Genomic DNA, 21568 nt, shown 5'->3' with positions numbered 1-21568 from the left:
GATGCCTAAATATTTATTTCAACGGTGGCACGGTTATCATATGGTGTGGGCATTCATCGTCATGATGGTCATGATTGTTGCGCTCGCATGGCATAACTGGGTGCTCGGTGTAACAGGTCTAGTATTGATAGTGATCCTTGTGATCTTGGCATGGCGTGCGGAGAAGAACTTCCGGAAAGACATGAATGAGTATATTGCTACATTAACGTACCGCGTGAAGCGGACAGGTAATGACGTCATCAATGAGCTGCCTTTCGGCGTCGTGCTCTATGACGAAGAAAAACATGTGGAATGGCATAACCCGTATATGCTCCAGATGTTAGGACGAGAGACGCTAATTGGTGTCTCCTTGAAGGAATTGGTACCCGGTCTGCAGATGCAGAAGGAAAAGGATAAAGAGCGGATCGTTCAGAGCGAGGTTGCGATTGGAGATCGAATTTTCCTTACTGTACCAAAGCAAGAGGAGCGCCTAATCTACTTCCAAGACGTAACGGATTATGTAACACTTCGCCGTAGTTATGAAGCAGAGAAGCTCGTTATCGGCATCGTGATGCTCGATAATCTAGATGAGCTGACGCAGGGGTTAGATGATCAACAACGCGCAGCACTGCTATCTCGCGTAACGAATCATATTACGGAATGGGCGCATGATCATCAGATTTATATGAAAAGGCTCACATCTGATCGGTATTTGATTTTATTGGATCATGAGATGCTCAAGGAAATAGAGATGACTCGTTTCGTAATTCTCGATGAGGTTCGTGAGCTCACGGTGGATAATAAGCTGCCGCTCACGCTTAGCATCGGGATTGCAGCGGGGATTGATAATATTATTGAGCTTGGCCAGCTGGCACAATCCAGCTTGGATATTGCACTGGGTCGCGGCGGTGACCAAGTGGCTGTCCGTGAAGGGCAGCGGCTATCATTCTATGGCGGTAAATCGAATGCGGTTGAGAAGCGGACACGGGTCCGTGTTCGCGTCATTGCGCATGCGCTTCGCGATTTCATGCAGGCGAGTGATAAAGTCATTATTATGGGCCACCGGATGCCGGATATGGATTCCGTCGGTGCGGCGATTGGCTTACTGAAAGCAGCCCAAGCGCTCAATGTCGAAGCGTACATCGTGCTTGAGGGTGTGAATCCATCCATTGATCGTATGATCAGTTATATTAAGCAGAATGATGCGCTATGGGAGCAATTTATTACCCCAGAACAAGCAGTGCAGAAGATGACAGCGAATACACTCGCGATCGTCGTGGATACGCACAAAGCTTCGATGGTGAAGGAGCCGCGGTTATTGCAGCTGACGAATCGCGTCGTTGTGATCGACCATCACCGGCGTGGGGAAGAGTTCCTGCAAGATGCCGTACTGATCTATATGGAGCCTTATGCGTCCTCGACTTGTGAGCTTGTGACCGAGCTGCTGCAATATATTCATGATCGGATTATTTTCCAGCCGCTTGAGGCGACGGTGCTTCTTGCGGGGATTACGGTCGATACGAAGAACTTCTCGATGCGGACGGGATCAAGAACGTTCGAGGCGGCGGGATTCTTACGGCGTAATGGCGCAGATACGATTATGATTCAGAATATGTTAAAAGAAAATCTCAAGGAATATATCGCAAAAGCGGAGGTCATGCGCCTCACGCAAATGCTGTACGGGCATATCGCTGTAGCGGTTACAGAACCAGAACGTAAATTTTCTCAGTTGATGATTGCACAAGTTGCTGATACGCTATTAACCATGAACGATGTGCTGGCTTCCTTTGTTATTAGTGAACGGCCGGACGGTCATATTGGAATAAGCGCTCGTTCCCTCGGTCAAATGAATGTGCAAGTGGTGATGGAACGGCTCGGAGGCGGCGGGCATCTAACGAATGCCGCAGCGCAATTGGACGGAACACTATCAGAAGCCGAAGCGAAGTTGAAGCGGGTATTAGCTGAAATTGATGCGGAAGAGGGGTTATTCGAATGAAAGTTATATTCTTGAAAGATGTTAAGGGTCAAGGTAAAAAAGGCGAGGTTAAAGAGATCTCAGAAGGATACGCACAAAATTTCCTTCTACCAAGAGGGTTGGCACGTTTGGCGACGGAGGGGAATGTGAAGACGCTTGAACAGCAGAACCTGTCGGAACAGAAGCGTAAAGCACAAGAGAAGGCTGACGCAGAAGCGCTTGGGAAGACACTAGAGGAGACTGCAGTTGTTATCAAAGCGAAGTCCGGCGAAGGCGGCCGTCTATTCGGTGCCATTACGAGCAAACAAATTGCTGAAGCGCTTGAGAAAATGAAATTTAAAGTGGATAAACGAAAAATTGAATTGAACGATCCGATTCGTTCACTTGGAACGATGCACGTCACGATTAAATTGCATCCAGAAGTGAAGACACAGGTAAAAATTCAAATCGTGGAGGAATAACATGAGCGAGGATCTGAATCTGAATTTCAATCGTCTTCAGCCGCAGAACCTCGAAGCAGAGCAAGCCGTGCTTGGCGCGATTCTCCTCCAACCAGAAGCTCTGATTACCGTCATGGAGCGGGTGCGGGAAGAGGATTTCTATGATCCGCGGCACCAATTCATTTTTGAGTCGATGATTCAGCTGGGTGAGGAGAATCAGCCGGTCGACCTGATTACGCTGACTGCGAAATTGCAGGATAAACAGCAGCTTGAGGATATTGGGAATGTAACGTATCTCATGAAGCTGGCAAATGCGGTACCGACAGCAGCGAATGTCGACTACTATGCACAGATTATTGAAGAGAAATCGATGCTCCGCCGTCTGATTCGGACCGCGACGCAAATTGTAAATGACGGATACGCTTCTGGGGACGAAGTTAGCGATTTGTTAAGCGATGCGGAGCGTAAAATATTAGAAATATCGAACCGCAGGTCGGGAAGCGGGTTTATCGCGATCAAGGACGTCCTCATGGAGGTATTCGAGAATGTCGAGAACCTGAGCGTAAATAAAGGCGGAACGACAGGGATTCCATCGGGGTTCACGGATCTTGATAAAATGACAGCAGGCTTCCAGCGGAATGACCTGATCATCGTTGCTGCCCGTCCTTCCGTAGGGAAGACGGCCTTCGCACTGAATGTAGCGCAGAACGTCGGCGTTCGGGCCAAAGAGACCGTCGCGATCTTCAGTCTCGAGATGTCCGCCGCACAGCTCGTACAGCGGATTGTCTGTGCCGAATCCAATGTCGATGCGACGCGTATGCGGACGGGTAATTTGGAGAATGATGATTGGGAGAAGCTCACGATGGCGATTGGAGCACTCGCAGAGGCGAACATCTTCATTGATGATACGCCTGGCATTACAGTCGCTGATATTCGTGCGAAATGCCGCCGGTTGAAGAAAGAACATGGACTAGGCATGATTATGATCGACTATTTGCAGTTGATTCATGGCCGAGGCAAGGCTGGCGAGAACCGTCAGCAGGAAGTATCCGAAATTTCCAGAACATTGAAGATGATTGCCCGTGAACTTGAAGTACCGGTCATTGCCTTGTCCCAGTTAAGTCGTGGCGTTGAGCAGCGGCAAGATAAACGGCCGATGATGTCTGACCTTCGGGAATCGGGTTCGATTGAGCAGGATGCCGATATCGTCGCGTTCTTATACCGTGACGATTATTATAATCAGGATTCAGAGAAAAAGAATATCATTGAGATCATTATTGCGAAACAGCGTAATGGCCCCGTAGGGACCGTCGAGCTTGTCTTCTTGAAGAACTTCAATAAGTTCGTCAATTATGAACGAACGCATCATGATCCAATGCCAGGTAGTGCTTAGACGAATGTCGGGTTATTCCCGAACATTCGTCTTATTTGTTTTGGCATTGTTCGTATTTTGTTGACTTTGCTAGGTAACACTGCTAAACTTAACATGCCGCGTAAAGCGGTACAAACTTGGTGTATGAACACCCGAAACGGGGGAATAAGTCTTGTCAACAGTTGTTGTTGTCGGAACCCAATGGGGAGACGAAGGTAAAGGTAAAATTACGGATTATTTAGCAGAGAGTGCTGAAGTCGTTGCACGCTACCAAGGTGGTAACAATGCAGGGCACACCATTCTAATCGATAATAAAAAATATAAATTGAGCTTAATTCCATCCGGCGTATTCTATACGGATAAAATTTGTGTGATCGGAAACGGCATGGTCGTCAATCCGAAGGCATTGATCGAAGAAATCAACTATATCCATGAAAATGGATTTACAACAGATAACCTACGTATTAGCGATCGCGCACATGTCATCTTGCCATATCATATGGTCCTTGATGCATTAGAAGAAGATCGTAAAGGTCCGAACAAAATCGGTACGACGCGCAAAGGGATTGGCCCAGCTTACATGGACAAAGCGGCGCGTAACGGAATCCGTATTGCAGATTTAATGGACGCAGCTGAGTTCGAGCTGAAACTTCGTCATATGGTACAAGAGAAGAATCAATTGATTCAACAAGTATATGGGGCAGAACCACTGAACGCGGACGAAATCCTCAAAGAATACTTAGAATATGCAGAATTCATTCGTAAGTACGTAACGGATACTTCGGTTGTATTGAACGATGCGATTGATGCGGACAAGAGAGTATTATTCGAAGGCGCACAAGGCGTCATGCTGGATATCGACCAAGGTACGTACCCATTCGTTACATCGTCGAACCCATCTGCGGGCGGCGTATGTATCGGTTCTGGCGTAGGTCCTTCGAAGATTCAACAAGTTATCGGGGTTGCCAAAGCGTATACAACACGTGTAGGTGATGGTCCATTCCCAACGGAATTGAACAATGAAATTGGGGATGCGATTCGTGAAGCAGGCCATGAGTACGGTACAGTTACGGGCCGTCCACGCCGTGTAGGCTGGTTCGACAGTGTTGTCGTCCGTCACGCACGTCGTGTTAGTGGGATCACAGGCTTGTCCTTGAACTCGCTTGACGTACTAACAGGTCTTGAGACGGTTAAGATCTGCACAGGCTACAAATTCCGTGGTGAGATCATTACGCATTACCCTGCAAGCCTGAACATGCTCGCAGAGTGTGAAGCGGTATATGAAGAAATGCCAGGTTGGTCGGAAGATATTACTTCGGCGAAGACGCTTGCAGATTTGCCTGAGACGACTCGCAACTATGTGAATCGTGTATCCGAGCTGACAGGTATCCCAATCGCGATCTTCTCGGTTGGCCGTAACCGTGAGCAGACGAACCAAGTTCTACCGATCTACGTATAATTAGTTTGTAATCATATCGCTTCAACCTTTCGCTACTGCGGGAGGTTGGAGCTTTTTTAATTTCGGGGCCCCCCGCAAAGTACCTGATTCAGCTACGAAGCCGAGTCCCCACTTTGTGGGGTTATTTATTGCCCGGGAAAAGTGGAAGTAGAGCGAGCTAGGCACATGGTTCAGTGAATTGGATTTTTTTGAAAAATAAGTATTGACCACGTCGGTCAACAGGAATATAATCAAAATTGACCACAGTGGTCAACAATGCAGGAGGTTATTATTTATGGTTGCTAAATTTCTTAATCTGAACCCCGATAAACAGGAGCGAATTATGAATGCCGCGATGAAGGAATTCGCACAGAAAGGGTATGAGCAGGCCTCAACGAATGAAATCGTGAAGGATGCTGAAATATCGAAGGGGATCCTATTCCATTATTTCAAGAACAAGAAGGAAATGTTCCTCTTTCTGTTCGACCGTGCGGTAGAGTTGATGATGGAAGAGTTCCTCGCGAAGCTGGATGCGGAGGAGCGGGATTTATTCGTGAAGTGGCGTCAGGCCGCGATGTTGAAGCTGGACCTCATAACCAGGCATCCGGATCTGTTCGATTTCCTCCGCGTCGCCTATGTGGAGGATGCAGCGGAGATTAAAGACGATTTGAAGCAGCGCAATCATGACCTCATGTCCACGGGATTCAACGTGATGTTCAGTCATATCGATACGACGAAGTTCAAAGAGGGCACGGACATTGAACGAACGCTCAATATTATTTTCTGGACGCTTGAAGGATTTGGCGCACGTCATCAAGATCGCATAAAGTCCTCGCCGTTTACCGAAATCGAAATGAAAGAGCTAGTGGCGGAGATGGATCAGTATATGGAAGTGCTCAAGCAAGCTTTTTACAAATAAATTTGAGGGTGGAAAAGGAGTGTTCAGGATGCATGTCATTGAAGTCAACAACCTGACGAAAACCTACGGAAGCGCAAGAGGGATTACGAATTTGAGCTTTCAAGTCGAGCAAGGTGAAATCTTCGGATTCATCGGGCCGAACGGGGCGGGCAAATCAACGACGATTCGGACACTGCTCGGGCTGATCTATCCGACGAGCGGGAACGCAAAGATCTTCGGCAAGGATTGCATTCAGTACGGTCCTGAGATAAAGAAGGAGATTGGTTATTTGCCCTCGGAAGTCTTCTATTACGACAACATGAAGGTAAAGGATCTGCTGCAATACTCTGCGAGCTTCTACAAGAAGGATTGCCGGAAGCGTATCGCTGAACTTGCAGGCATCATGGATTTGGATCTGAACAAGAAAATCGATGATCTATCTCTCGGGAACAAGAAGAAGGTCGGTATTGTCCAGGGACTGCTGCATGAGCCGAAGCTCATCATCCTCGATGAACCTACGAGCGGCCTCGACCCGTTGATGCAGCAGCGATTCTTCGATCTGCTCGAAGCCGAGAATAAACGAGGGGCGACGATTCTGTTCTCATCGCATATCCTGAGCGAGGTGCAGCGCCTATGTGATCGTGTCGCGATCATTAAAGAAGGTAAGTTGATTCAGCTCGAGAAGATCAGCACGCTGCAGGAGAATAACTATAAACGGTTCAAGCTGGAGACGAAGGCGCCTGTCAGTCCAGACTACTTCCAGTTAAGCGGTGTGAATGAGCTGAAGGTTGAAGGAACGACCGTTTCATTCCTCTACAGAGGCAATGTGAATGCGATGATGAGTAAAATTGCTGCCATTGATCTGGCGAACATCCTGGTGGAGGAACCGGATCTGGAAGAGATCTTCATGCACTACTATGAGAAGGAGGACTAATCCATGAATATGGTCTTGCATGAACTCAAGGCTTATCGCAAATCGACCATCATATGGACGTGTACGCTCGTTGCGGTGGTCGTGCTTCTCTTATCGATGTTCCCGACCTTCGCAAGGGATGCAGATCAGTTCAAATCGCTGCTGAAGACGATGCCCGAGGCCGTACTCAAGGCGGTTGGCGTACAGATCGAGACGATTACTACCATTCTGGGCTTCTATGCTTATGTATTTATGTATATCTCGCTCTGTGGCGCCATTCAGGCGATGAATTTAGGAACTTCGATCTTGTCGAAGGAGATGCGGGAGAAGACGGCGGATTTCCTGTTAACGAAGCCGGTAACCCGGACCCAAATCGTGACCTCCAAGCTGCTCGCAGCTCTCATCTCGCTCCTGATTACGAATGTTATCTATCTCGCTGCGGCGACGATTATGGCAATGGTTGTGAAGAATGGTGACTTCGAGATGTCGAAGCTGATGATGATCTCCGTGACGTTATTTTTTATCCAATTGATATTCATGGCGTTAGGATTCTTCGTCTCGGTCCTGGTGCTTAAGATCAAATCCGTATTGCCGATCTCCCTTGGCACGGTATTCGCGTTCTTCATCATCGGCATGCTCGGTGCGACGACAGGGGACGGGACGATTCGGTATTTCACGCCCTTTAAATATTTCGACCCGGCTTACATCATGCAGCATGCCAGCTATGAGGGGCCATTCCTCTGGCTTGGGCTTGGGATTGTCGTGGCGGCCATCGCCATCAGTTATGTCGTGTATCGGAAGAGAGATATCCATGCCGTCTAAGGCTGCAGGCGATGCTGTAAGCTTGCGTATGGATAAAGGGAGGCTATAATCATGAATCTCTGGATTCGAGAAATGAAGGCGCATCGCAAGTCGCTCATTCTATGGTGTATCGGGATTGTTGCCATGGTCGGTGCGAGTATGAGCAAATATGCGGGATTGTCGATGTCCGGTTCAGGTGAGTCGATGAATGAATTGATGGCGGATATGCCGAAATCGCTGCAGGCCGTCATGGGTGTCGGGACGTTTGATTTATCGAAGGCAAGTGGGTATTATGGGGCGATTTTCATTTACCTACTCTTAATGGCGACCATCCATGCCGCGATGCTCGGTGCGAATATTCTCTCCAAGGAAGAACGGGATAAGACAGCTGAGTTCCTGCTCGTGAAGCCGATCTCCCGCAGCCAGATGCTGACGATTAAGCTCCTAGCAGCTCTGACGCAGCTCGTTATATTCAATCTCGTGATGCTGGGGAGTTCCATTCTCCTCGTGAACCCATACAGCCATGGGGAATCGGTGAATCAAGACATCATGCTGCTGATGGTCGGAATGTTCTTGCTCCAATTGTTGTTCCTCGGGATTGGTCTAGCCATAGCCGGAGTGAGTCGGTATCCGAAACGGGCGGTCTCGATCTCAACGGCCATTCTGTTAATCACGTTCATTCTATCGATAGCGATCGATATTAGCGGGAATATCGATTGGATGAAATATCTGACGCCATTCAAGTATTTCGATGCGAAGCATGTGATGTATGGCGGAGGGCTTGATGGACGATTTATCGGGCTGACGGCGCTGATCCTGGTGGGTTCGCTTATCCTTACGTATGTGGGTTATAACAAACGAGACTTGCACGTATAGACGTGTATAGGAACAGGGACTCCAATCTGAGCCGTGAAGGCAAAGGTTGGAGTTTTTTTGCGGGAGGGAGGTACCTTCTCCTTACGGTAGGCTTTATACTGAGGGGGAGGTGATCGGGACGGTGAAAATTACGGAGGTAGCGAGTCAATTGAATGTATCTGCACGGGCGATTCGGTTCTATGAGGAGAAAGGGCTGATTACGCCGGACAAAGAACCGGGCAATCAATATCGCCTATTCACAGAGGAGCATATTGGACAGCTGAAGACGATTATTGCCCTTCGAGAAATCGGCGTGCCAGTAGAGCAAATTAAAGTGATGCTGGAGGGTCTGGATCAAGGAGATACGGCCCCTCTACAAGATGAACTCGAACAGCATCGAAATCAGCTTTATCGCGAATTTCTGGAGATGAAACAATTGATTGAGACGGCGGACCGCATGCTGGAGCGGGTACAGATGGAGCATAAGGTGGATCAGACTTGGCTCTATAGGATGGCGGAAGGCTCGAAGCGGCTGCGAGATTCCCGTAATGCATGGAAGGATCGGTGGGACTTCGACCAATTGGCGGGAAGTATGCGCTACTATTGGATCGGATGGTCGAATGGATCGCGCCCCGCGCAGGGGAACAAGGGCTGGATATTGGCATTGGAACAGGGAATTTGACCGAACGATTTCTAGCGCAAGGCGCCTTAATGTCGGGCCTGGATCAGTCACAATCGATGCTGAATGAGAGTCGGCGCAAGCTTCCTAACCTTCCGACAAGACTTGGGAATTGGTTATCGATCCCCTATTTCGAGCGGACCTTCGATTTCGTCGTGAGCAGCTTCACGCTCCATCATCTGACCGAGGAACAGAAGCCACTCGCTCTAGAAGAGATGACACGCATGTTGAAGCCACGGGGCCGAATCTGTCTCGTCGATGTCATGTTCGAGCATGAGGAAGCTCGAGAACGATACCGGCAGATGAAGGAAGCCGAAGGGGATCAAGACGTATTGCGATCACTTCAGGAGCGGATGTACGCTGATAAATCGAAGCTCCTCGGTTGGCTGCGCGATCACGGCTATGTCACGATGCATCAAGCATATGCCGAGGTTCTGCATATGGTCTATGCGATTCGAGCTTCAGATTAGGACTTGAGCTTCTCCTTACGAGAACCTCTATGCTGTGGATGAAAACATGAACATAGAGGAGGAATTCGAATGGGTCAGAAGGAGAAACAGGTGGCGACGGAGACCGGCGTGCAAGGAGCGGGCAGTCTTCGCAGTACGGAGGTATATGCACTGCCCGTTTCAGAGCGTTATGATGCCTTAATTACGAAGGAAGATCGTGCAAAGAACATCGATTATTTCCTAGGGAATGTCTGTGCAGGTGCAGGGAAAGTTCTCGATGTGTTGGATCTAGGAGCAGGGACAGGCAGGCTCTCCTGTATTGTAGCCCCCCATGTCAGGTCGATTACAGCCTTGGATGCATCCGAAGGGATGTTGAAGCGGGCGGAGGCGAAGCTTGCGGGGACAGGACTTCAGCACGTTCGAGTTCAGGTTGCAGATCTGCGGGAAAGGCTCCCGCTTGAAGACCAGTCGGTAGATCTCGTCATGGCTGGCTGGAGTATCTGCTACTTGGCAAGCGAGAGCAATCCACAGCAGGAACACCATTTGAAGCAGCTGATGCAGGAAATTCGGCGGGTGCTGAGACCGCAGGGGAAGGTGATGATCCTGGAGACGCTGGGGACAGGCCATGCGCAGCCAGAGGCTCCGGATTTTCTCGCGAATTATATGAGGGCGTTGGAAGAGGAGTATCGCTTAACGAAGTCGATTCTGGATACGAGCTTTGCGTTCGATTCGGTGCAGCAGGCGGCGCTGTTATGCCGAGATTTCTTCGGAGATGCGGTGGGTGATCAAATCGAGCGGGAAAATAGCCCGATTGTTCCGTCTTGGACGGGCATATGGTTCGGAGAACTATCATCTAAGGAATAAGAAGCATATGATTCGAGCGATACTATGGAAGAATGGCAAGAAATGAAATATTTGTTATAGGCATGCGTCCAGGAACATGGTACAGTGGAGTTCGTCCAATTGGACAGAATTTCAATCGATAAGAGCAGCGCGATGCGTTCGCCGCTTCTTATGTATCATTTTCTAACAGATAGGAAGGATTTATAACATGGTACAACCAGAGGAACAGTCACCTCGAGAACGCTGGATGAAACTCGTACAGGATCTCTGCGTCACGATCATATGCGGGATACTCGTCGGGCTTGGTATTCAGTTATTCTTAACGCCTCATCAACTATTAAGCGGCGGTATTCCGGGGATCGCGATGATTATGCAGTATGCAGCGAATTGGAATGTATCCCTCGTCTATTTCGTCCTGAACGTACCCGTCATCGTGTGGGGCTGGATTTCGCTCGGACGTAGGTTCATTCTACTCAGCTTGTTATCCGTCGTCGTTACGACGATCACCTTGCAATACATACCTGCCTATCATGTCACGTCAGACCCGATTATGGGAGCGATTGTTGGCGGAATTGTCATTGCGATTGGCGTAGGATATTCACTGCGTGTCGGAGGATCGACGGGCGGGTTCGATATTATCGGATTCATCGTGACGCAAAAAAGAGATTTCCCGCTTGGTACCGTGTTGTCGGTACTGAACTCGGTGATCATCGTGTTTCTCGGGTTCTTGGTCAGCTGGGATGTTGCATTCTATTCATTACTCTCCTTATTCATTAAAGGCAAATGCATTGATATGATTCATGTGCGGCATATGAAGGTAACAGCATTTATCATTACACAGAAGAGTGACCTCATGGCGGAAGAACTAATTAAGTTCCCGCACGGTATTACGATGGTGAAGGCATATGGATGTTACAGCCATACAGAGAACTACATGCTGATGACCGTAACGACGCGCAGTGAGCTGCCGGTTCTGCGTAAGCGCGTGCTTGAGGTAGACCCGAGAGCATTCATTAATATCGTCCAGACGGCAGAAGTGGTGGGAAGATTCCGCCGCGTCATCTAACTATATATCAACGACGTAACGCGCCTTCGGGCGCGTTTTTTATATGTCTCCAGTGTGAAAAAAATGTGCGTTACAGCGAATGGTACCCTACGTTTCCGTTAATACTAAGAAGTATGTCTGTTTAGCAGGAAATGGAGGAATGGCCTTATGGTACGACTGCTTATGAAACTATCCAAGTTATTAGGTCTCGTTATTCTTGTCAGTTCATTAACGCTGATTACAACCGGATTGATTGTCAATTCGTATATAGATAGCGTATTGAAGAAATTTAACATTCAGCTCGAAGGCAAGCCATTCGCGCTGTCTTCGCTGTGGGGCGGGAGCAAGCCGAGCAGCACGGGCGCCGGCTCCACTCCCGCGAAAGCAGACGACGCGGCGGGGTCGTCGTCTGCCAAGCCGCAAGATGGCGCCGTCCCCGCGTTCGGCGGGGTAACGGCGCCGCCAGCGGCACCTGGCGGCGGCCATGACGATGCCGCTGCTGGTGGGCAGGGCGCCCCTGCGGGAGGCGAAGCGCCGGGCGCCACGGGCGCAACTGGCAGCAGCAGCTCTGGCACGGCGACGGCCGATCCTGCGCTGCCTTCTGCGACCACGCCGAAGGAAGACGTGATCATCCCTTCGGATGCCATCGCCAAGGCGAAGGATGGCTTGTCTACAGAGGAGAAGGAGAAGGTGTTCACGACACTGATCTCGAAAATTCCAGCGAATGAGCTTCAGACGGTTCTGAATGCCGTGGAGGATGGACTCACTGGAAGTGAATTAACAGAGGTAGAACAGATCATTGCTAAATATGTGAGCACCGAAGAATATGACAAATTGATAGAATTATTGAAGCAATAGACACGAGGGACAATATGGAATCCATGGACTGGAAAATTGTCTAACGTACAAGATATGGTATGCGGTTTCAAAATAAGAATCAATCCATAGACAAACAGGAGAACATCTGTTTGTTTTTGTCTTTAAAACCATGCCAAAAGACGCTGATTTGACATATTCGACAAATTATGGAACGTGCCTCTATTCCTACTTGTGTAGTTGAATTTGGTAGGAAAGCTGTGGTAAAGTAGTTTCGTTGAGCAAAAAGGTTAAAATTTTGACACTTTTTGCAGACCTGAAATGGAAAATACCACGCAAAGGAGAATAGTATGTCAGATGTAAATGAAAAATCACGTTTTACGTTACCAGCATGGCTGAAGCGTCCAAAGAAACAATTGATCATCGCCGTCGGTAGCTTGTTCTTCGTAGGTGTGGCTGCTTTTGCAGGCAACCAGTATGTAACAGCGAACACGGTCGAATATTATAAAGTATATATGAATGGCAAAGAAGTAGGCTCCGTCAACAACAAAGCGCTTGTGAATCAATTGGTTGCGCTGAAGACGAAGGAAGCGAAGAAGGACTACCCGAATGTACATATGTCGCTTAATGCAGATCAGATTAGCTACAGTACAACGAAGGAATACAAACCGACGGTGGATAATAATGAAACGTTAGCCAAGCTAGGCAAGCTTCTCGTGCCAACGGCAACGGGGGTTGCGCTTGAGATTAATGGCAAAGTCGTCGGAACGGTGAAGGATCAGGATACTGCAGATGCCATTCTCGCGAAGGTGAAGAGTCAATATGAGCCTGCCGCTAAAGCGCCAACCAAACAAGTGAGAACTCTCTCTGTGAGCGCATCGCCGACGAACAACGTTAAAACGCCGATGAAGCGTCTAGAGTCGATCGGTTTCAAAGAAGAAGTGGAGACGGTTCCCGTGAAGTCAGATCCGTCTAAGATTCTATCCGAGAAGGAAGCTTATCAGCTATTAACGAAGGGCGAAATTGCTCCGATTACCCACAAGGTTAAGGAAGGCGACACAATCTCAGGGATTGCGCATAAATATGGTGTAACGCAAGGGGTTATCTATAAGAACAATCCAACGGTAGATGAGTTCACGCTTAAAATTGGTCAAGAGATCGATCTAACGGTGACGAAGCCAGCGATTACGGTTGCAACCGTTGAGAAAGTAACAGAGAATATTGTGATTGAGCCGCAGACGATTATCCAGAAGGATCCGAAGATGCGGGCAGGTGAGTCGAAGGTGATCCGTCAAGGGAAGCCTGGATTGAAGCAAATGTCGTATATGTTAACCAAGCATAACGGCGATCTGGTCATTGAACAATGGCTAGGACAGAAGGTTATTACGGCAGCCATTCCGGAAATTATTGTGCGCGGGACGAAGGTTGTTATTGGTGAAGGTTCAGGGAACTTCGCTTATCCTGTCTCGGGTGCGAGTTTATCGAGCCCATACGGTAAACGTTGGGGACGTATACACAAAGGGGTCGATTTGACCTCGTCGAACCACAATATTAAATCGGCAGATGACGGCGTTGTTACTTTTGCAGGTACGAAGAGCGGTTACGGGAATGTCATCATTATAGACCATAAGAATGGCTACCAGACGCTGTACGGACATCTGAGCAGCATTAAGGTGAGGAAGGGTGCAGTTGTGGAAAAAGGCCAGCTTATCGGCATTATGGGTAACACAGGACGTTCCACAGGTACGCATTTACATTTCGAAATTCACAAGAATGGTTCGTTACGGAATCCATTAAGTTATCTATAGGATTTGTGATTTTGTTGAGTATAGCACTTATATCGAATAATAAGGTTTGATCAGAGGAGAGCACCATGGAGCGGGTTACCGTTCACTGGTGTTTTTTTCTTTATCTAGGACCTGCGAGTTGTTAGGAAAGGCTCGTCTCTATGTGTTAGAATAGAAGAATCATTGTATAGTTAGGGGCGGTTTATCCTATGATCGGAAAAATTCTTGTAGTCGATGATGAGCAGCCGATTGCCGATATATTGAAATTCAACTTGGAGAAAGAAGGCTACCAGGTCATTTGTGCGTTTGACGGGGGCGCGGCGGTGGAGCTTGCGCTTCAGGAACAGCCGGATTTGATCCTTCTTGATCTTATGTTGCCAGTAAAAGACGGCATGGATGTATGCCGCGAAGTGCGGCAGCATCTGCAGACACCGATTATTATGTTAACGGCGAAAGATACGGAGATCGATAAGGTGCTTGGTCTTGAGCTGGGGGCGGACGATTATGTGACGAAGCCGTTCAGCACACGGGAGCTACTCGCGCGCGTGAAGGCGCATCTGCGCCGTCAGACGAAGGTCGTACAGACTTCGGCGGTCGATACGTCGGTCGAAGAGCGGCAGGGCGTTGCTTATTTCAATCTGTTCATTGATACGGATATGTACGTTGTCTATAAGAACGGTGAGCCGGTAGATTTGACACATCGGGAATTTGAGCTTCTGCACTACATGATCCGCAGCAGCGGGAAAGTGATGACCCGGGAGCATCTATTGCAAGCCGTATGGGGCTTCGAATATTTCGGCGATGTACGGACGGTCGATGTGACGATTCGCCGCTTGCGCGAGAAGATTGAGGATGATCCAAGCAAACCGGAATTTATTACGACGCGTCGCGGTCTTGGTTATATGATGCGCAGCCCAAAAACAGGAGGACTGTAATTTCATGAAATGGGTACGTTTTTTTCGCACGATCCAAGCGAAGTTAATCATTATCTATGTGCTGCTCATCTTGATTGCGATGCAGCTCATTGGTGTGTATTTCGTGAGCGTGATGAAAAATTCGTTAACAAGCAGTTTTACGCGGGATTTGAATAGTAAAGGCGAGATGCTCTCCATCTATGCCGTGCGATATTTGACACCGAAGGTGGACGAGCAGACGTCAGATTCCTTGAATATAGAAGGGTTGAATGACCTCGTACGTGACCTCATTAATATTAACGACGGGGAAATCCAGGTGCTGGATGCGACGGGGAAAGTACTGACGACCTCGCTGCAAGCGCATCAGGCCTATATTGGCCGTAAAAATACTCAGACGGTTGTTAGCCGTGCTTTACAAGGTATTCGCGACAATGAAGACGAGATGATCGATGAGAACCGCGTACGGAAGAAGATTGTGGCTAAGCCGGTTATGAATGGCACGAAGGTCGTAGGTGCGATTTATATCGTCGCTTCAATGAAGGAGCTCTACGATACGATCGAACGCATTAATAATATATTTGTCTCTGGGACATTGATCGCGCTTGGATTGACGGCTCTGCTCGGGGTCATACTGGCCCATACGATCACGAGCCCGATTAAGGAGATCACGAAGCATGCGACAGATGTCGCCGAAGGGAATTTCGAGCTGCGATCGCCCGTCATGGGAAATGATGAGATCGGCCAGCTCAGTGAGGCGTTCAACTATATGACGCAGCGGCTTCACCATGCGTTATCCCTGCATGAGGAAGAGAAGGAGAAGCTGCAGTCGGTCCTCACCAATATGAGTGACGGCGTGCTTGCGACCGATGAACAGGGACATATCATTGTCATGAATCGTCGTGCGAAGGAGATGCTCCGGGTTGAGGAGCGGGGCGCGACAGATCAAGATATCACGGAGCTGCTCGGGATCTCGATGCAGCATATTAACACGATGGAGCAAGAGGCTAGACCTTCAATGCTGATGAATCTGGGCATCGACCAGGAGCAAGAACAAGAGTTGATCTTGCGTGTCATGTTCTCGACGATTCATCGCCGTGGTGAAGGGGTAACGGGGACCATCGTGGTCCTTCAAGACGTCACCGAGCAGGAAAAGCTGGAGCAATCACGGCGCGAGTTCGTCGCGAATGTATCGCATGAGCTGCGTACGCCACTTACGACGATTAAGAGCTACGTCGAAGCGCTCGATGACGGTGCACTTGAGGAGCCGCAGCTCGCAGGGAGATTCGTTGGTGTCATTCGGAACGAGACGGAGCGGATGATAAGGCTCGTTACGGACCTGCTGCATCTATCACGATTAGACTCGAAGCAGGCGATTCTGCGGAAGAAGCCGACGAATATGGTGGAGATGCTGGAGGAAGTGGCTGACCGGTTCTCCTTCCAGATGAAGCAACGGCGAATTAAGCCCTCGATATTCATTGCGAATGGCGTTGATCAGGTTGTACTGGATCGGGATCAGATCGATCAGGTACTGGATAACTTGATGTCCAATGCAATCAAATACACGCCAGACGGCGGTGTCATTGAGCTAGAGGCGCATAAAGCAGGTAAAGACCGCATTGCAATCTCAATCAAGGATACGGGGATGGGGATTCCGAAGAAGGACCTGGACCGTATCTTCGACCGTTTCTACCGCGTCGACAAGGCAAGGTCACGCAGTATGGGCGGTACGGGGTTAGGGCTGTCCATTGCCCGGGAAATTGTGAAGGCACATGGCGGAACGATTAGTCTTGAATCTGAGCTGGGCGTCGGCACCAAGGTGACGTTCACGATTTCCACACTGGATGAAGGAAGTGAGGCATCATGATGGAGAAATCCAAGACTCTTATCCTGACTTTCTTGGTCGTGCTTAGCTTGGTACAGAGCTACTTCCTATCCTACAGCATGCCGAATTTCGAGCCCATTCAGAAGTCCGAGAGCAGTTATGTGAAGACGGAAGAGATGGGGCCGGAAGAGAAGATCGAGAATCTGGTCTTCCCGGAGCAGATGGTACTGCATTTGGGCGGGGGCAAGCATACGGTATTCTCACCGGATTATATTTTTTACAAAGAAATCTTCAAACGCCTGCAAGGACGGAAATTCGATGGATTCCAACGGACTTCCACGCACTTGCTTGACCTATCCCGTATTCGAAACGAAGATCCAGGGATCGAGCTGGTATACGGACAAGGAGTGCCTGTGACCTTGCTGCGCAAGGTGATGCAAATTCAAGGCGATCCTGAATTCGGGGATGAAATGATTAACCGCATCTGGATCTTCACCTCCGACGATAAGGAGACGGTGCGCGCTCTGTTCTTCAGCAGCAAAAATCAGGTGGTCTATGAGGCTACGAAGGCTGATTTGACGGTGCAGGACGTGAAGCAGCACGTGGAATTCGGGCAAGCGTGGGACAGCTATCGCTTGTTGTATGATCAGTATTATCTGCCGGATAAGCCGCTGAATATGGTTCAGATTGAAGTGCCGTATGAGGTGTTTACGGCGGAGCAGATGCAGCATAATCTCTTCTTCGATCCGAGTACGACACGCAATATTAAGGAGAAGGATGGCTCGGAGATTTATACAGATAGTAAGCGGAGCTTGCAGGTACGTCCCGAACATCAATGGGTGACGTATTCGGACCCGGTTGCTCGGGTGGAGGGTGCGAATGACGTCAGTGAGAACGTACTCTCGGCTGTGCAGTTCGTGAATCAGCATGGGGGCTGGAACGGCACGCATCGGCTTTCGATTTCGCCCGTTCAGGTGGATGGTACGGAAGTGGTCTTCCAACAGTATTATGGCGGCTATCCGATTGTGACGGATTCGATGTTCCGCTTCGGCAACATTCGTCTGAGCGTGCAGCAGGGGGTTGTCACGAGCTATCAACGATCGCTCATTTACTTGGATGATCGTGCGTCACTGAAGCAGCTGCGGACGCTGCAAGGCGGCGATGAACTCGCGATGATGTTCAAACGTTATCTCGATACTACGAATAATAAAGTGCAGTGGGTTTTCCCAGCATATCGCCCTTTCCTGACGGATAAAGTCATTCGGTTAATTCCGACGTGGGCGGTTCGTCTGGAAGATGGCTCGATGGATTATTTGAAATAACAGCAGGTTGTATCATTTTCGCCGAAAAGGAGGGTGTCCATGGATTGGAGTCGTGCGAAGAGTGTCTTGATTCTTGCTTTTCTGATTCTCAATATTATTCTGGGGTACCAGTTATGGCTTGATGTAAGGGAGCAGCTCAGCTCCAATCTGGACTGGACCTCGCTGCCGGAAGATACGAAGAAACAAATGGAGATGAAGCTCATTCAGGTGCAGGGCAAGATCCCATCTGAGACACCGGCGCTCATCGAGCGGACGTTCCAATTCGTCGATGAGGAGCAGGATACGAAGCGGGTGGATCTGCCGGCGCCGGTGTCGAGTCAGTTGATCTTCAATGAGAAGGAATTGCGTAAAGCGTTGAAGGATGAGGTTCCAATGATTGAGAGGTATGTCTTTGACCCGGCTACGAGCCCGCCTACGAGCCCGGACGGTGTATTTCGACTGCAGTATATGCTCGATAACAAGTGGCCGATGTTCGAAGTAAGTCTAGAGCTACTCTACGCGAATCAGAACATCGTGGCGTATCGGGAAAATAAGGTGATTGAGCTCGAATCGAAGGAAAAAGCCGATAAGGAGCAGAAGGTGCTGCCGGCGACGAATGCTTTGGGGATCTTGATTGAGAAGTTCCTGCCGACGGGCTCGGTTGTGAAGGAGATTAAGCTTGGGTACCATGGGCAGGTCTATAATGAGACGCTCGTGACGGCGCCGGCATGGCGGATCGTACTTGAGAGCGGGGATATATACTTCGTGAATGCGATTAGTGCAGAAGTGTATCATCCTAAGGGAGAGCAGCAAAAGGAGTAGTGAAACATGGGGATGCAGTTTACCGTGTTGTCGAGTGGTTCCACCGGCAATGCGACAGTAATACAGAATGAGTCTGCGACGGTGCTCGTCGATGTCGGTCTGAGTATGAAACGAATGAACGAATTGTTCGAGGAACAAGGAGTTCAGCCTGCGAATATTGATGCGGTCATGATTACGCACGAGCATTCGGATCATATTAAAGGGCTTGGCGCACTGGCGCGTAAATATGATTTGCCGATCTATGCAAATGAGGCGACATGGGAAGCGTTAGAGAAGCATATTGGTAATATTGCAGAGGAAAAGAAGGTCGTGATGCAGACGGGGGAAGCGCTGGATTTCGGGACGCTGCGCGTAGAATCGTACGGTATTTCGCATGATGCAGCCGAGCCTGTCGGGTACTGTTTCTATGATGGAGAAGAGAAGCTGAGTCTAGCGACAGACCTCGGCTACATGAGCGATAAGGTGAAAGCGGCAATCTCGGACTCGGATGTCCTTGTGCTGGAGTCCAATCATGATGTGGAGATGCTGCGTATGGGCCGGTACCCTTGGAATATTAAGCGGCGTATCTTGAGCGATGTTGGGCATTTGTCCAATGAAGCGTCGGGCGAGGCACTGAGTCAGTTGATGACGGCGAAGCTGAAGCGAACGTATCTGGCACATTTAAGCCGAGAGCATAACCTGATGGATCTCGCCAAAATGACGGTACGGGATGTGATGGAGGATCATGGGCACTTTTTCAAGGAAAAAGAGTTCGAATTGAGAGATACGTACTATGATCGTCCTACGCCATGGGATAAGGTGGGAAAACCATAAGCTGATCGAGCTCATTGGCTTTGGCGGCGATTTCTTCCCGGGTGAACAGACCTTTGTCTACGAGCAATTCGATGAGTGTGCAAAGGGCAAGCGTGTTGCGATAGTGCTCCTCCTTGAGGTCTGCGAGCTTCGCTACTAGGTTCACATGATCCAAAGTTCGATTGGCCATTGTCATTGTAATTCGTCTCCTTTCAGGGGTTGGTTTATGTTATGATAGGGAAGAATAATAGAGAAGTAGATTTGTCGTCTTCTCTATAATCTAGCTTTTATCGTCTAGTATTATTGTAGGCAGTTAGGGGTCAAAACATTCCTACGATTTTTGCGAGATTGAGAGAGGGGATGACCCGAGTGAGCTTTTTCGATGATGATTTCTATTCACCGAAGGTTTCTAGGCCTATCAAAAAGTTAGTGGCTCGTAGAGCTACACGCAAACTGGGTCCCAGAAAGCGTTGGTCAACGCTTCAAATATCGGTTGTGAGTTCAGTATGTAGTGCAGCTGTAGGGATTGTGTTATTCAGCTGGATTACAGGTGTTGGTGGCCATATCGAAGGGACAGCACGTGCAGGCCCGGGCATGGAGACGAAGAATCAGAGCACGTTGTCGGGAGATCCGTTCGAACGAATTATCGATGTGTCTGATCAAGTGAGCCCGTCTGTTGTTAGCGTCGTGAACCGTCAGAAGAAAGATGATAAGACGGTGGATGCGGGGCTGGGTTCGGGGATTATTTTTAGAAAAGAAGAGGGCCGGGCACTCATTCTCACGAATGCGCATGTTATAGAAGGTGCGAATGACGTGCAGGTGGTTCTTAACAATAATGCAAGGAAAATATCGGCTACGGTCGTCGGGAAGGATCATACGACGGATATTGCGGTCTTGTCGGTGGAAGATGATAACCTGCCAGAAGCTGCTGTAATCGGGGATTCCACGAAGTTGCGGCGCGGTGAGATGGTGCTCGCGATTGGCAATGCGCTTGGTCTAGGCGATTCACTGTCGTACGGGATCATCAGTAAGACACTCCAAGTCGTCCCTGTATCGCTGAATGGCGATGGTACGTACGATTGGGAGGCAGAGGTCATTCAGACCGATGCGGCGATCAATGAAGGCAATAGCGGCGGCGCGCTGGTGAATTTGCAAGGGCAAGTGATCGGAGTGAACTCGATGAAGATCGCTGATGTTGGCGTCGAAGGCATTGGCTTCGCGATTCCGATCAATCAGGCGATGAAGATTGCCAATGAGATCATCCAAGAAGGCCGCGTCATTCGCGCCTACATGGGTGTCTATACGATTGATCTGAACAATGAATATGCGCCGATTACGGAGGAGCAGCGGAAGAGTCTGAAGCTGCCGTCGTCCGTGAAGGATGGCGTGATCGTCATGGAAGCAAGCGGTCCTTCGGAGACGGCAGGACTTGAATTGAATGACGTCATTGTGAAGCTGGATAACGAGGAGATCGCATCAACGCTGGATCTTCGTAAGTATCTGTATCAGCATAAGAAAGTCGGCGATACGATGCTGGTCTCGTATTATCGGGAAGGCAAAGGAATGACCACAGAAGTGAAGTTAACCGATCGTCCTCAGGAGTAGACCGGGGTCGAATCGGATACGC

At 49.2% G+C, this 21568-nt stretch carries 21 protein-coding genes; 20 read left to right on the top strand and 1 reads right to left on the bottom strand.

From position 1 onward, the window contains the following. Nucleotide 1 precedes the first annotated feature (1 nt). The 19 genes from ACFQZR_RS28780 (at nt 2) to ACFQZR_RS28690 (ending at nt 19962) form a co-directional block, all read left to right on the top strand. Nucleotides 2-1975, top strand: a complete 1974-nt coding sequence (locus ACFQZR_RS28780; protein WP_379351730.1) for a DHH family phosphoesterase — start codon at nt 2-4, stop codon at nt 1973-1975. Then, nucleotides 1972-2415 (top strand): 50S ribosomal protein L9, encoded by a 444-nt coding sequence (gene rplI / locus ACFQZR_RS28775; protein ID WP_018754184.1) that lies wholly within the window; start codon nt 1972-1974, stop codon nt 2413-2415. The genes ACFQZR_RS28780 and rplI overlap by 4 nt, the downstream gene beginning before the upstream one ends. A gap of 1 nt (nt 2416) precedes the next feature. Beyond that, nucleotides 2417-3787 carry a replicative DNA helicase gene (gene dnaB / locus ACFQZR_RS28770; protein ID WP_379351729.1) on the top strand — a complete coding sequence of 457 codons (1371 nt, stop codon included), beginning with the start codon at nt 2417-2419 and terminating at the stop codon, nt 3785-3787. Nucleotides 3788-3938: 151 nt separating this feature from the next. Further along, nucleotides 3939-5225 (top strand): adenylosuccinate synthase, encoded by a 1287-nt coding sequence (locus ACFQZR_RS28765; RefSeq protein ID WP_379351728.1) that lies wholly within the window; start codon nt 3939-3941, stop codon nt 5223-5225. A gap of 274 nt (nt 5226-5499) precedes the next feature. Next, entirely contained in the window at nt 5500-6123 is a 624-nt protein-coding gene (locus ACFQZR_RS28760) for a TetR/AcrR family transcriptional regulator (RefSeq protein ID WP_379351727.1), read from the top strand. Between the two features lie 28 nt (nt 6124-6151). Next, a complete protein-coding gene (locus ACFQZR_RS28755) occupies nt 6152-7036 on the top strand; it encodes an ABC transporter ATP-binding protein (protein ID WP_379351726.1) in 885 nt (294 codons plus the stop codon). Between the two features lie 3 nt (nt 7037-7039). Then, entirely contained in the window at nt 7040-7837 is a 798-nt protein-coding gene (locus ACFQZR_RS28750; RefSeq protein ID WP_379351725.1) for an ABC transporter permease subunit, read from the top strand. A 51-nt stretch (nt 7838-7888) separates the two neighbouring features. Further along, nucleotides 7889-8692, top strand: a complete 804-nt coding sequence (locus ACFQZR_RS28745; protein WP_379351724.1) for an ABC transporter permease subunit — start codon at nt 7889-7891, stop codon at nt 8690-8692. Between the two features lie 121 nt (nt 8693-8813). After that, nucleotides 8814-9353 (top strand): MerR family transcriptional regulator, encoded by a 540-nt coding sequence (locus ACFQZR_RS28740; protein ID WP_379351723.1) that lies wholly within the window; start codon nt 8814-8816, stop codon nt 9351-9353. Then, entirely contained in the window at nt 9284-9820 is a 537-nt protein-coding gene (locus tag ACFQZR_RS28735; RefSeq protein ID WP_379351722.1) for a class I SAM-dependent methyltransferase, read from the top strand. Before ACFQZR_RS28740 ends, ACFQZR_RS28735 begins: the two co-directional genes overlap by 70 nt. 69 nt (nt 9821-9889) lie before the next feature. Continuing rightward, entirely contained in the window at nt 9890-10663 is a 774-nt protein-coding gene (locus ACFQZR_RS28730) for a class I SAM-dependent methyltransferase (protein ID WP_379351721.1), read from the top strand. A gap of 187 nt (nt 10664-10850) precedes the next feature. Next, nucleotides 10851-11708 (top strand): YitT family protein, encoded by an 858-nt coding sequence (locus tag ACFQZR_RS28725; protein ID WP_379351720.1) that lies wholly within the window; start codon nt 10851-10853, stop codon nt 11706-11708. Between the two features lie 162 nt (nt 11709-11870). Further along, the gene (locus tag ACFQZR_RS28720; protein ID WP_379351719.1) at nt 11871-12545 is read left to right on the top strand and encodes a hypothetical protein; all 675 of its coding nucleotides are present in this window, start codon (nt 11871-11873) and stop codon (nt 12543-12545) included. Between the two features lie 308 nt (nt 12546-12853). After that, nucleotides 12854-14311 (top strand): peptidoglycan DD-metalloendopeptidase family protein, encoded by a 1458-nt coding sequence (locus tag ACFQZR_RS28715; RefSeq protein ID WP_379351718.1) that lies wholly within the window; start codon nt 12854-12856, stop codon nt 14309-14311. A gap of 188 nt (nt 14312-14499) precedes the next feature. Then, a complete protein-coding gene (yycF, locus tag ACFQZR_RS28710) occupies nt 14500-15225 on the top strand; it encodes a response regulator YycF (RefSeq protein WP_379351717.1) in 726 nt (241 codons plus the stop codon). Nucleotides 15226-15229: 4 nt separating this feature from the next. Next, nucleotides 15230-17068, top strand: coding sequence for a cell wall metabolism sensor histidine kinase WalK (walK, locus tag ACFQZR_RS28705; RefSeq protein ID WP_379351716.1), 1839 nt, complete (start codon nt 15230-15232; stop codon nt 17066-17068). Next, on the top strand, nt 17065-18348 hold the full coding sequence (locus ACFQZR_RS28700) for a YycH family regulatory protein (protein ID WP_379351715.1): 1284 nt from the start codon (nt 17065-17067) through the stop codon (nt 18346-18348). The genes walK and ACFQZR_RS28700 overlap by 4 nt, the downstream gene beginning before the upstream one ends. Nucleotides 18349-18387: 39 nt before the next feature. Then, nucleotides 18388-19149 (top strand): two-component system regulatory protein YycI, encoded by a 762-nt coding sequence (gene yycI / locus ACFQZR_RS28695; protein WP_379351714.1) that lies wholly within the window; start codon nt 18388-18390, stop codon nt 19147-19149. A gap of 6 nt (nt 19150-19155) precedes the next feature. Further along, nucleotides 19156-19962, top strand: coding sequence for an MBL fold metallo-hydrolase (locus tag ACFQZR_RS28690; RefSeq protein ID WP_379351713.1), 807 nt, complete (start codon nt 19156-19158; stop codon nt 19960-19962). Here ACFQZR_RS28690 and ACFQZR_RS28685 read toward each other — a convergent pair. Beyond that, nucleotides 19931-20137: a hypothetical protein gene (locus ACFQZR_RS28685; protein WP_018754201.1), complete on the bottom strand. Its 207-nt coding sequence runs from the start codon at nt 20135-20137 to the stop codon at nt 19931-19933. The two genes, ACFQZR_RS28690 and ACFQZR_RS28685, sit on opposite strands and share 32 nt — an antisense overlap. 173 nt (nt 20138-20310) lie before the next feature. Here ACFQZR_RS28685 and ACFQZR_RS28680 point away from each other — a divergent pair, with 173 nt between their 5' ends. Continuing rightward, complete coding sequence (locus ACFQZR_RS28680; protein WP_379351712.1) at nt 20311-21546, top strand: S1C family serine protease; 1236 nt, start codon at nt 20311-20313, stop codon at nt 21544-21546. The last annotated feature ends 22 nt before the right edge of the window (nt 21547-21568 follow it).

Origin of the sequence: Paenibacillus sp. GCM10027629 (assembly GCF_042676425.1) — a bacterium.
Lineage (GTDB): Bacteria > Bacillota > Bacilli > Paenibacillales > Paenibacillaceae > Paenibacillus_K > Paenibacillus_K terrigena.
Note: the sequence above shows the minus strand (reverse complement) of the source record. Positions and strands in the feature narration are given on the sequence as shown.

What these genes read in the sequence shown, in the direction of transcription:
- ACFQZR_RS28745 (WP_379351724.1), top strand. Translation starts at nt 7,889, where the DNA reads ATGAATCTCTGGATTCGAGAAATGAAGGCGCATCGCAAGTCGCTCATT.
- ACFQZR_RS28685 (WP_018754201.1), bottom strand. Translation starts at nt 20,137, where the DNA reads ATGACAATGGCCAATCGAACTTTGGATCATGTGAACCTAGTAGCGAAG.
- ACFQZR_RS28760 (WP_379351727.1), top strand. Translation starts at nt 5,500, where the DNA reads ATGGTTGCTAAATTTCTTAATCTGAACCCCGATAAACAGGAGCGAATT.
- ACFQZR_RS28715 (WP_379351718.1), top strand. Translation starts at nt 12,854, where the DNA reads ATGTCAGATGTAAATGAAAAATCACGTTTTACGTTACCAGCATGGCTG.
- ACFQZR_RS28700 (WP_379351715.1), top strand. Translation starts at nt 17,065, where the DNA reads ATGATGGAGAAATCCAAGACTCTTATCCTGACTTTCTTGGTCGTGCTT.
- walK (WP_379351716.1), top strand. Translation starts at nt 15,230, where the DNA reads ATGAAATGGGTACGTTTTTTTCGCACGATCCAAGCGAAGTTAATCATT.
- ACFQZR_RS28730 (WP_379351721.1), top strand. Translation starts at nt 9,890, where the DNA reads ATGGGTCAGAAGGAGAAACAGGTGGCGACGGAGACCGGCGTGCAAGGA.
- ACFQZR_RS28690 (WP_379351713.1), top strand. Translation starts at nt 19,156, where the DNA reads ATGGGGATGCAGTTTACCGTGTTGTCGAGTGGTTCCACCGGCAATGCG.
- ACFQZR_RS28755 (WP_379351726.1), top strand. Translation starts at nt 6,152, where the DNA reads ATGCATGTCATTGAAGTCAACAACCTGACGAAAACCTACGGAAGCGCA.
- ACFQZR_RS28750 (WP_379351725.1), top strand. Translation starts at nt 7,040, where the DNA reads ATGAATATGGTCTTGCATGAACTCAAGGCTTATCGCAAATCGACCATC.
- yycF (WP_379351717.1), top strand. Translation starts at nt 14,500, where the DNA reads ATGATCGGAAAAATTCTTGTAGTCGATGATGAGCAGCCGATTGCCGAT.
- ACFQZR_RS28735 (WP_379351722.1), top strand. Translation starts at nt 9,284, where the DNA reads ATGGTCGAATGGATCGCGCCCCGCGCAGGGGAACAAGGGCTGGATATT.
- ACFQZR_RS28780 (WP_379351730.1), top strand. Translation starts at nt 2, where the DNA reads ATGCCTAAATATTTATTTCAACGGTGGCACGGTTATCATATGGTGTGG.
- rplI (WP_018754184.1), top strand. Translation starts at nt 1,972, where the DNA reads ATGAAAGTTATATTCTTGAAAGATGTTAAGGGTCAAGGTAAAAAAGGC.
- ACFQZR_RS28725 (WP_379351720.1), top strand. Translation starts at nt 10,851, where the DNA reads ATGGTACAACCAGAGGAACAGTCACCTCGAGAACGCTGGATGAAACTC.
- dnaB (WP_379351729.1), top strand. Translation starts at nt 2,417, where the DNA reads ATGAGCGAGGATCTGAATCTGAATTTCAATCGTCTTCAGCCGCAGAAC.
- yycI (WP_379351714.1), top strand. Translation starts at nt 18,388, where the DNA reads ATGGATTGGAGTCGTGCGAAGAGTGTCTTGATTCTTGCTTTTCTGATT.
- ACFQZR_RS28720 (WP_379351719.1), top strand. Translation starts at nt 11,871, where the DNA reads ATGAAACTATCCAAGTTATTAGGTCTCGTTATTCTTGTCAGTTCATTA.